The organism is Micromonospora sp. NPDC004336 (assembly GCF_053602615.1).
Genome location: NZ_JBSGDY010000204.1, coordinates 1 through 9453 on the forward strand (window position 1 = coordinate 1; position 9453 = coordinate 9453).

Genomic DNA, 9453 nt, shown 5'->3' on the forward strand with positions numbered 1-9453 from the left:
CGGCCGGCCCCGAACGGGGCCGGCCGGTCGTCATGCGGTCGTCACCAGAGCTGCGCGACGATGTCCGCCGCCTGCTCCTCCCACTGCGCGTACGCGAACGGATAGGCCGAGACCTGGACCGTCTGCGCGGCGGTGGTCAGCGGCAGCTCCTGCCAGCCGCCGACGTTCTTGAGCGCGTCGAAGAACGCCCGCGACGAGTACTCCGGGTCGGTGATCTGGTCGGGCGAACCCCAACCCGACGACGGGCGCTGCTGGAACAGACCCTGCGAGTCGTGGTCGTTGTACACGCCCAGGTGACCCAGGTTGTAGAGCTTCGACTCCTGCAGCGAGGTCGCGATGCCGATGACGGCTCCCCGCTTGCCCACGCCGGTCTCCTTGGCCTCCTCGACGATGGCCTTGGCGTTGGCGAGCTGCGCGTCGTCGAGCGGGACACGCGACTGCGCACCCTGCACGCCGTGCGGGATCAGCTCCTTGCGGCTGGGCTTGTCGGCGGCCGGCTTGTCCGTCGTACCGCCGGTGGTCAGCGCCGACTCCCCGGTGGGGGCGGGCTGGGTGCGGCCGGTGGCCTGCTCGATCGCGGCCACGGCACCCTCGTGCGGTCCGCTCGTCACCGGTGCGGCCACCGCCGTCGGCCCGAAGGCCAGCCCACCGAGGGCGGCGACACCCACCACGCTCAGCGCGATCTTGCTGTTCGAGTCCTTCGAGTCCTTCGCGATGGCCGGGAGCCACCGAGTGAAGTCGTACTTCACGATGGTTGCCCTTTCGGTCAGGCGAAGCGCTCCTTGGCTGAGCGCTCCTCGGGGGAAACTGCCCTCGCCGGAGGGGTTTCGGTTCCGGCGATACGGGGGACACAACCGGGCCGGTGTGTCGGTCATTCCGGATATGCGGCCGGTGGCGGGAGACTGCGGTCCCCGTCACTGGACATCCGGGACGCCGAACGCGACCCGCCCGTCACCGACACACGAGGCGCTGAGGACGACTATCCGGCAGGGCCGCTTTCGCTCCCTGCCCGACCCGATGCGGTCCTGTGCCGTCGGTGCTCCAACGCCAGCGAACGCCGCAACTTCGTGGAAACTGCGGCCTCCGGAGAGGCCGAGGCCGCTCTTTCCGGGAAGTTGCACGGATCTTGGTCACCGACTGCGGCGGTTCAGCCCGCGCGTGGGGTGCCGAACCGGACGAGGACGTGCCAGAGCTGCTTGAGGTGCTGGCGGGTGACCTCGACCGGCCCGCGATCGGCCCACCGGGACGGCTCGGTGACCAGGGAGGCCGCCGCGCGCCCGATCAGGGCGGCGTCGATCGGATCTCCCGGCCGGGCGAACTCGGCATGCACCCGGGCGGCCAGCGGCGGGATGGCCGGGCCTCGGAAGTCGGGGTCGATCCCGTCGACGGGCAGCTCGAAGCCGGCGTGCCAGCGCAGGGCGACACCGTGGCGTCGGGCGAGGCCGGCGAGCGTCTCGCCGGCCTCGGTGCCCCGGAACGACGGGTCTGCGACCACCGTCTCCACGTCCCGGGCCAGGCTCAGCTCCCCGTGGACCTGGGCCTCGACGTAGTCGTCGAGGGCGCGGCCCGCCGCGCCGGGGGCTGCGGCGACGTCCTCGCGTCGGCGTAGCAGCGACTGGACCAGGGTCACCACGTCCCCCGGCACGCCGAGGCTGATCCCGGTGCCGTCGGTCGCGGCGAGCAGGGCCGCCAGCACCGGCTCGAAGACGTCGATCGTGCCCAGGTCGCGGGGGCCCAGGTGGCTGTCGCCGAAGCAGAACGTCGACCGGGACAGCACCTCCGGACGCAGCCGCAGATGGCAGGAGCCGAACCGGGGGCAGGCGCCGTCCGGATGGTCGAGGAGGTTCAGTCCGCCGTACTTCGGGCGGTCCGCCGGCAGCACGCCGGGTTCCTGGTAGGCGCCGCCGAAGAGGTTCTCCTCCCAGCGGTCCCGGTCGCCGCCGGGGAAGGCCGTCAGCCCGCCGTTGGAGATGCCGGTCTCGAACTGGCTGCGGTAGACGCCCTCGGCGTCGAGGGCGGCGGCGACCGTACGCCCGTCGGCGAGCAGCCGGTCGGGATGGAAGTTGAGAGTGAGGCGGCCGTGCCGACCGATCGCCTCGATCAGCCGCTCCGGCCGGTGGGCCACGCCCGAGCCGGCGAGCGCGCGGGCGATGGCGGCCAGGGCGGCGGGACGATCCCGCAACGCCGTGGCGCGGACGTGCGCGATCGCCGCGCGCTGGGCGGGGGTGAGTGCCGCGCGCTGGGCGGGAATGGATGCCGCGTGGCGGGCGGTCGGGCCGGCGGTGGGCTGCACGGTGACGGATCATTCCTCGGCGCGGGACGGGACGCATCCGGTTTCCCGTGCGGGCGGCGTCGCCGGGCAGACCCGCACGGCACACGGAGCAGGCGGGCTCGACCGGCTCCGGCGGTGAGGGGTACCCGCCTCGGCGGAGGGCGCCGCGTCGGACGACGCCGACGCGGGGCGGCGACCCCGGCACCGACGACCGTCGGTCGGCCGTGGGCCGCCCCCGAAGGGCGCCGTGGCGACACCGACGCGGGGCGGCGACCCCGGCACCGACGACCGCCGGTCGGCCGTGGGCCGCCCGCCCCGCTGGCGTCGGGGCTAGTCCTCGCGGGCCCGGTCGGTGCCGAAGCCGTCGAGCGCGGTCCGCTCGTCCGCGTCGAGCAGTTCCTGGAAGAGCGTGATCTGCAGGCCGGCCGGGGCGTCGAGGCGGGAGTTGAGCGACTGCCAGGGCGTCACCGTCGGCGGGGCGATCTCGCTGGCGCCGGCGGAGACCAGGCGCCGGGTGGCGGACCGGCTGTCGTCCACCTCGAAGGCCACCCTGATCTTCGGGGCCACCTGCCGCCCCACCTCGACCTCGTCGATCATGCGCTTCTGCGCCGGGTTGGCGATCTCCAGCGTGGCGCGGCCGGCGTCGAGGATCACCACCCGGGCGTCCCCCTCCCCCGAGAACGCGGCCTGCTCGGGCAGGCCCAACGCGTCACGGAAGAAGGTCACGGCGGCCTCGTAGTCCTCGGCCTCGACGACCAGGCGAAGCTGGCGTACGGCGGGTGGGCGGGCGTCGTCGTGCGTCGTCATGCCGACGCAGCCTAGTCGGGCGCTGCGGGCCGGCTGTCGACGGTTCACCCGTTGGGCCTGTGCCGGGACCGGGGATTACAGTGGGACGAGCGACCGGAGGGCGATGAATTGACTGTGGGTGCGGTGGTCGGCCAGGGGCTGCTGGGCGGTCACGTCTGCTGGGCCTGCGACGACGCCGACGCCCTCGATGGTGCCGGCTGTCCCGTCGGAAGGCGTGGATGACGCCCGGGCCGAACGGGGCGGCGGGCGCGTTCGTACACGAGGGCCTCTTCTACCGCGACCCGGGCGAGCTGCTGGCGGGCACGGTGCCGTTCGTCACCGACGGGCTCGCCGCCGGGGAGCCGGTGCTGGTCGCGATGCCCGGCGCTAACGTGGGGCTGGTCCGCGACGCGGTCGGCGACGCCGACGGGGTGCGGTGGGCGGACATGAGCGAGGCCGGGCGCAACCCGGGCCGGATCATCCCGTGGGTGTTGCAGGCGTTCATCGACCGGCACGCCGGGCGGCGGGTGCGGATCATCGGCGAGCCGATCTGGGCCGGGCGCAGCGACACCGAGTATCCGGCCTGCGCCCAGCACGAGGCACTGATCAACATGGCGTTCGCCGGGCGCGAGGCCACCATCCTGTGCCCGTACGACGTGGCGGGCCTCGACGACGGCGTCCTGGCCGACGCGTACGCGACGCATCCGGTGCTGGTCGACGACGCCGGGCGACGGCCGAGCCCGGCCTACGCCCCGGCGGACGTCGTCGCCCGCTACAACCTTCCGCTGCCCGCGCCGACGGCGCCCGTCGCGACGCTGGCCTACCGGTTCGAGACGCTGCCCGCGGTGCGCGCGTTCGTCGCCGGCCACGGCCAGGTCGCCGGGCTGGACGAGGACCGGGTGGACGACCTGCAGATCGCGGTCACCGAACTGGCCACGAACAGCGTCGCGCACGCCGGCGGCGGCGGCGTGCTGCGGGTGTGGCGCACCGCCGAGCACCTGGTCTGCGAGATCCACGACGACGGCTGGCTGGCCGACCCGCTCGCCGGCCGGTTGACCCCGGCGGCCGACGGTGTCGGCGGGCGCGGCCTGGTGATCGTGCAGGCGCTCTGCGACCTGGTCCGGGTGCACAGCACCCCCGCCGGGACGACGGTACGCCTGCACGTGCGCCGCCCCGGCTGACCGGCGCCGCCCCCTCCGCCGCCGGGCCCGGTCAGTGCCCTCGGGCCAGCCACTCGTCCAGGTGCGGGGCCTCCGCGCCGATCGTCGTGCTGTCGCCGTGCCCGGTGTGCACCACCGTCTCCGCCGGCAGGGTGAGCAGGCGGTCCCGGATGGAGGCGACGATCGTGCCGAAGTCGCTGTACGAGCGCCCCGTGGCGCCCGGCCCGCCCGCGAAGAGGGTGTCGCCGGTGAAGACCGCGCCGAGCGCCGGCGCGTGGAAGCTGCACGCGCCGGGGCTGTGACCGGGGGTGTGCAGGACGGTCAGCGTGATCCCGCCGACCTCGACGGCCTGCCCGTCCCGCAGGTCGCCGCCGGGCGCCTCGTCGGGGTGCACCATGTCCCACAGCACCCGGTCGGCGGGGTGCAGCAGCACCGGCGCGCCGGTGGCCCGCGCCAGCGCCGGGGCCGCCCGTACGTGGTCGTCGTGGGCGTGGGTGGCGAGGATCGCGCGTACCCGCCGGTCGCCGACGGCGGCCAGGATCGTGTCGACGTCGTGCGGGGCGTCGACGACGACGCACTCGGTGTCGTCGCCGACCACCCAGACGTTGTTGTCGACGTCGAAGGTCTGCCCGTCGAGGGAGAACGTGCCGGAGGTGACGGCGTGGTCGACGCGGGCGGCCATCAGAACACCACCACCGAGCGGAGCACGTCGCCGCGGTGCATCCGGGCGAACGCCTCCTCCACCTGGTCCAGCGCGATCTCCTCGGTGACGAAGGCGTCCAGGTCGAGCCGGCCCTGCAGGTAGAGCTCGGTGAGCATCGGGAAGTCCCGGCTGGGCAGGCAGTCGCCGTACCAGCTGGACTTGAGCGAGCCGCCCCGGCCGAAGACGTCCAGCAGCGGCACCTCGACGGTCATCTCCGGCGTCGGCACGCCCACCAGCACCACCGTGCCGGCCAGGTCGCGGGCGTAGAACGCCTGCTTCCAGGTCTCGGGCCGACCGACGGCGTCGATCACCACGTCGGCGCCGAAGCCGCCGGTGGCGGCGCGGATCGCCTCGACCGGGTCGTCCTCGCGGGCGTTCACCGTGTGGGTGGCGCCGAACTTCCGCGCCCAGTCGAGCTTGCGGGGGTCGGTGTCCACGGCGATGATCGTCGTCGCGCCGGCCAGCGCCGCGCCGGCGACCGCCGCGTCCCCGACGCCGCCGCAGCCGATCACGGCCACGGAGTCGCCCCGGGTGACGCCGCCGGTGTTCATGGCCGCGCCGAGGCCGGCCATCACGCCGCAGCCGAGCAGCCCGACGGCGGCGGGCCGGGCGGCCGGGTCCACCTTCGTGCACTGGCCGGCGTGCACCAGCGTCTTCTCGGCGAAGGCGCCGATGCCCAGGGCCGGGGCCAGCTCCGTGCCGTCGGTGAGGGTCATCTTGTTGGCCGCGTTGTGGGTGGCGAAGCAGTACCAGGGGCGGCCCCGGCGGCAGGCGCGGCACACCCCGCAGATCGCCCGCCAGTTGAGCACCACGAAGTCGCCCGGCGCGACGGAGTCGACGCCGGCGCCGACCTGCTCGACGATGCCGGCGGCCTCGTGCCCGAGCAGGAACGGGTAGTCGTCGTTGATGCCGCCCTCGCGGTAGTGCAGGTCGGTGTGGCAGACCCCGCACGACTGGATCCGCACGACCGCCTCGCCGGGCCCGGGGTCGGGCACCACGATCGTGGTCACCTCGACCGGCGCGCCCTTGCTGCGGGAGATCACTCCCCGGACCTGCTGGCTCACGGTCTCCTCCTGCTCCACGCCGACGCGTCGCGCCGCCGTTGTCCCGGGTGCGCTGTCGCGGCACCGTCGATGACGTCCCCCGGCGAACCTACCGCCGATCATCCCGCACGTCCCAGCACCGCTCGCGGCGGTTATCGCCGCCCACGCGGGGTAGGCGGGGGCACGGTTCGACAGTCGGACGGGAGTGCGCCATGAAGATCAGCCATCTGCCGCTGCGGGTCAGCGTCGGCGCGTTCATCCTCAACTCCGGCCTGGGCAAGCGGAGCCTGGAGGGGGAGGCGGCGCAGGGCGTGCACGGGATGGCCGTCGGCGCGATCCCGCAGCTCGGCCAGCTCGAGCCCGACCGGTTCGCGCGGCTGCTCTCCCGGGCGGAGATCGCCCTGGGCGCGGCGCTGCTGGCGCCGTTCGTGCCGTCGGCGCTGGCGGGCCTGGGGTTGTCGGCGTTCGGCGCGGGGTTGGTGCAGCTCTACCTCAAGACGCCGGGCATGCGGGAGTCGGGCAGCCTGCGGCCCACCCAGCAGGGCACCGGCCTGGCCAAGGACGTGTGGCTGCTCGGGGCCGGCCTGACCCTGGTGCTGGACGACCTGACCCACCGCCGCCGGCGTCCCCGCCGCCGCTGGGGCGCCTGACGTCACCGCCGGGGCCGACGCCACCGGCCGGAGCCGCGGGCCCGCGGGCCGGCCCGGGGCGCGGGTGGGCGGCGGGCGGAGCGCCGTCGCGCCGGGTGGGGGCTCAGCGCGGGTCGGGGGTACGCTCCCGCGCGGCCGCCGCCGCGCGCCGGGTGGCGTTGCGGTAGCGCAGGACCTGCGCCGCGCCGAGCGCCCAGAGGGCGTACTGGACGGCGAAGGCCCAGCGGAACGCGGCCAGGTCGGGGGTGGCCCGGCCGGCCGGCGTGGCCAGGTCGAGCACGACGCCGACGGCCAGCACCAGCAGGATCGCGGCCACGAAGCCGCCGACGTTGACGACGCCGGTGGCGCTGCCGATCCGGTTGACCGGGTTGGCGGTGCGCGCGTAGTCAAAGCCGATCATGGAGCCGGGGCCGTTGACCGCGAGCACCAGCACCAGCGCGACGAGCAGCCAGCCCGGTGACCGTCCCGGCCACGCCAGCACGACGGCCCAGACCGCGGCGGTGGCGCCGGTGATGGCGAAGACCAGCACCGACCGGTGGAACGGGTACCGGGCGCACAGGTGGGCGATCACCGGCCCCGACAGGAAGGTCGCGACGGTCATCAGGGTGAGCAGCGACGCGGCGGCCGTGGGGCTGAGCCCCTGCCCCTGCACCAGGAAGGGGTATCCCCAGAGCAGGGCGAACACCGCGCCGGAGAACTGGGTCACGAAGTGGGTCCACAGCCCCAGCCGGGTGCCCGGCTGGGCCCAGGCGGCGCGCAGCTCCCGGCCGACGACGGCGAGGCGGGGCGCCGGACCGGTCGCGGTCTCCCGGTGCGGGGTGTCCCGGACGGCGACGACGACCATCAGCAGCACCGTCGCCCCCACCGCCGCGGCGGTGAGGAAGGCGGGGGTCCAGCCCGCGCGGTGCAGCAACGCCACCAGCGGTACGGCGCCGAGGATCGCCCCCAGCTGGCCGAACGTCCCGGTGAGCTGCGTCATCAGCGGGTTGCGCCGCCCCGGGAACCAGAACGCGACGATCCGCAGCACGCTGATGAAGGTCATCGCGTCGCCGAGCCCGACCAGGACGCGGGCGGCGATGGCGAGGCGCACGTCGGTGGCGAGGGCGAAGCAGAGCTGACCGGCGACCATCAGCGCGCCGCCGGCGACGAGCAGCCGGCGGGAGCCGTACCGGTCGAGCAGCACGCCGACGGGCACCTGCATCAGCGCGTACACGGCGAGCTGGGCGACGGAGAAGGTGGCCAGCACCGAGGCGTTGATCTGGAAGCGGTCCGCCGCGTCGACGCCGGTGACGCCGAGCGAGCTGCGGTGGAACACCGCGGCCACGTACGCGCTGACCGCCACGCCCCAGACCAGCGCGGCGGCCCGGCGCGGCGCGACCGGGGCGGGCGCCGGGGCGCTGAGCACGCTCACCGCAGCGCCCGCAGCACGTGCGCGGCGTTGTCGATGTGCGCGGCGACGGCGGCGAGCCAGCGCCGCGGGTCGTCGGAGTCGAGTGCGGCGAGCTGGTCGGCGTGCTCGGCCAGCGCGGTCTCGGCCCAGCCGGGCGAGAGCCGGAAGCTGGCCTCCCCCATCCGCAGTTGCCGGTCGCGCAGCCGCTGGTAGAGCTCGGCGAGGATCTCGTTGCCGGCCGCGTCGACCACGGTGGCGTGGAAGGCGCGGTCGGCCGCCATCAGCGCGGTCAGGTCGCCCGCGGCGTGTGCGGCGCGCATCTCGGCCAGCCGGGCGGCGAGGTGCTCCCGCAGCTCGCGCCGCCGGGGCCAGACCCGCTCGGCGGCGTGCAGCTCGACCAGCCGCCGCGCCTCGATCACGTCGGTGATCTCCCGGGCGGAGACCGGGCGGATCAGCGCGCCGCGCTTGGGGTAGAGGCGGACGAGCCCCTCGGCCTCCAGGCGCAGCAGCGCCTCGCGCGCCGGGGTGCGGGACACCCCGGCGGCCTCGGCGATCTCCCCCTCGGTCACCAGCGACCCGCCCGGGTGGATCTGCTCGAGGATCGCCCGCTTCAGGTGGCGGTAGGCGCGGTCGGCGGCCGACGGCGCGGCGGTCCGGCCCGGGGAGGAGGGATGCGTCATGTATCTATGATGCGTCCCTGGGGTCGTCGCGGTTCCTCGCCCCGGCCGGCGGTGGCGCGCGCCACGCGCGGCGGCCGAACCGGCTGACCCGGCCCGACCCGGCTGACCCGGCCAGGCGGACCCGGCCCGGCCCGGCCCGGGTCAGCGCGGGCGGAGGGTGAGCAGCCCGTCGGGGTCGACGCCGGCGGCGGCGAACGGCGGGCCGAACCCGCCCAGCAGGTCGGCCAGCCAGCGGGCCTCCCCCGGCGCGGCCCGTTCCAGCCGCATCCGGCGCATCCGCATCGGGGCCGCGCGCAGCCGCCGCAGCGCGCCGGTCGCCGCGTCGAGGACGGGCAGCCAGAGCAGCCGCAGCTCCGGCCGGTACGCCTCCTGCCCGCCGATCCCCTCGTAGTCGTCGACGAGGTCGCCGCAGCCGTAGAGGACCAGGCGGTCGCGGTAGACCTCGACCGGACGCGGGTGGTGCGACGAGTGTCCGTGCACCACGTCCACGCCGGCGTCGACCAGCCGGTGGGCGAAGTCGACGTGGCCGGGCGGCACCTCGTACCCCCAGTTGGAGCCCCAGTGCACGGAGACCAGCACCCGGTCGCCGGGCCCGGCCACGGCGGCGATCCGGCCGGCCAGCGCCTCCGCCGACGCGGCCGAGACCTCCGGCAGGTACGCCACCCCCGGCGCGTCGGTGCTGCCCTGTCGGGGCATGATGGTCCCGCGGTACGTCCAGGGTCCCGTGGGGCCGGGCGCGGTCGAGTAGCCGATGAACTCGGAGCAGCAC

General features: G+C 75.3%; 10 protein-coding genes. 2 read left to right on the top strand and 8 right to left on the bottom strand.

What is annotated here, in order from left to right; translation table 11 throughout:
• Positions 1 to 41 precede the first annotated feature (41 nt).
• The 3 genes from ACWENR_RS27230 to ACWENR_RS27240 all read right to left on the bottom strand — a co-directional run bounded on the left by ACWENR_RS27230 (position 42) and on the right by ACWENR_RS27240 (position 3079).
• Entirely contained in the window at positions 42 to 749 is a 708-nt protein-coding gene (locus ACWENR_RS27230) for a hypothetical protein (protein WP_452279800.1), read from the bottom strand.
• A 398-nt stretch (positions 750 to 1147) separates the two neighbouring features.
• Complete coding sequence (locus ACWENR_RS27235; protein ID WP_452279801.1) at positions 1148 to 2293, bottom strand: DUF3626 domain-containing protein; 1146 nt, start codon at positions 2291 to 2293, stop codon at positions 1148 to 1150.
• A gap of 309 nt (positions 2294 to 2602) precedes the next feature.
• Complete coding sequence (locus ACWENR_RS27240; protein ID WP_452279802.1) at positions 2603 to 3079, bottom strand: VOC family protein; 477 nt, start codon at positions 3077 to 3079, stop codon at positions 2603 to 2605.
• 218 nt (positions 3080 to 3297) lie between these two features.
• Here ACWENR_RS27240 and ACWENR_RS27245 point away from each other — a divergent pair, with 218 nt between their 5' ends.
• Entirely contained in the window at positions 3298 to 4239 is a 942-nt protein-coding gene (locus tag ACWENR_RS27245) for an anti-sigma factor RsbA family regulatory protein (protein WP_452279803.1), read from the top strand.
• Between the two features lie 31 nt (positions 4240 to 4270).
• On the opposite strand, the gene ACWENR_RS27250 is transcribed toward ACWENR_RS27245, so the two are convergent.
• Positions 4271 to 4900, bottom strand: a complete 630-nt coding sequence (locus ACWENR_RS27250) for an MBL fold metallo-hydrolase (RefSeq protein ID WP_452279804.1) — start codon at positions 4898 to 4900, stop codon at positions 4271 to 4273.
• Positions 4900 to 5985, bottom strand: coding sequence for an S-(hydroxymethyl)mycothiol dehydrogenase (locus tag ACWENR_RS27255; protein ID WP_452279805.1), 1086 nt, complete (start codon positions 5983 to 5985; stop codon positions 4900 to 4902). The genes ACWENR_RS27250 and ACWENR_RS27255 overlap by 1 nt, the downstream gene beginning before the upstream one ends.
• A gap of 191 nt (positions 5986 to 6176) precedes the next feature.
• On the opposite strand from ACWENR_RS27255, the gene ACWENR_RS27260 reads away from it, so the two are divergent.
• On the top strand, positions 6177 to 6614 hold the full coding sequence (locus ACWENR_RS27260; protein WP_452279806.1) for a hypothetical protein: 438 nt from the start codon (positions 6177 to 6179) through the stop codon (positions 6612 to 6614).
• Positions 6615 to 6717: 103 nt separating this feature from the next.
• Here ACWENR_RS27260 and ACWENR_RS27265 read toward each other — a convergent pair whose 3' ends face one another.
• From ACWENR_RS27265 to ACWENR_RS27275, 3 genes are all read right to left on the bottom strand, one after another.
• Positions 6718 to 8025: an MFS transporter gene (locus ACWENR_RS27265; protein ID WP_452279807.1), complete on the bottom strand. Its 1308-nt coding sequence runs from the start codon at positions 8023 to 8025 to the stop codon at positions 6718 to 6720.
• Positions 8022 to 8684, bottom strand: a complete 663-nt coding sequence (locus tag ACWENR_RS27270; RefSeq protein ID WP_452279808.1) for a GntR family transcriptional regulator — start codon at positions 8682 to 8684, stop codon at positions 8022 to 8024. Before ACWENR_RS27270 ends, ACWENR_RS27265 begins: the two co-directional genes overlap by 4 nt.
• A gap of 141 nt (positions 8685 to 8825) precedes the next feature.
• Positions 8826 to 9453 (bottom strand): CapA family protein (locus ACWENR_RS27275; RefSeq protein ID WP_452279809.1); only part of this gene is annotated, 628 nt, incomplete at its 5' end.

Coding starts and splice junctions, on each gene's coding strand:
- ACWENR_RS27240 (WP_452279802.1), bottom strand. CDS start 3,079: ATGACGACGCACGACGACGCCCGCCCACCCGCCGTACGCCAGCTTCGC.
- ACWENR_RS27245 (WP_452279803.1), top strand. CDS start 3,298: ATGACGCCCGGGCCGAACGGGGCGGCGGGCGCGTTCGTACACGAGGGC.
- ACWENR_RS27250 (WP_452279804.1), bottom strand. CDS start 4,900: ATGGCCGCCCGCGTCGACCACGCCGTCACCTCCGGCACGTTCTCCCTC.
- ACWENR_RS27260 (WP_452279806.1), top strand. CDS start 6,177: ATGAAGATCAGCCATCTGCCGCTGCGGGTCAGCGTCGGCGCGTTCATC.
- ACWENR_RS27270 (WP_452279808.1), bottom strand. CDS start 8,684: ATGACGCATCCCTCCTCCCCGGGCCGGACCGCCGCGCCGTCGGCCGCC.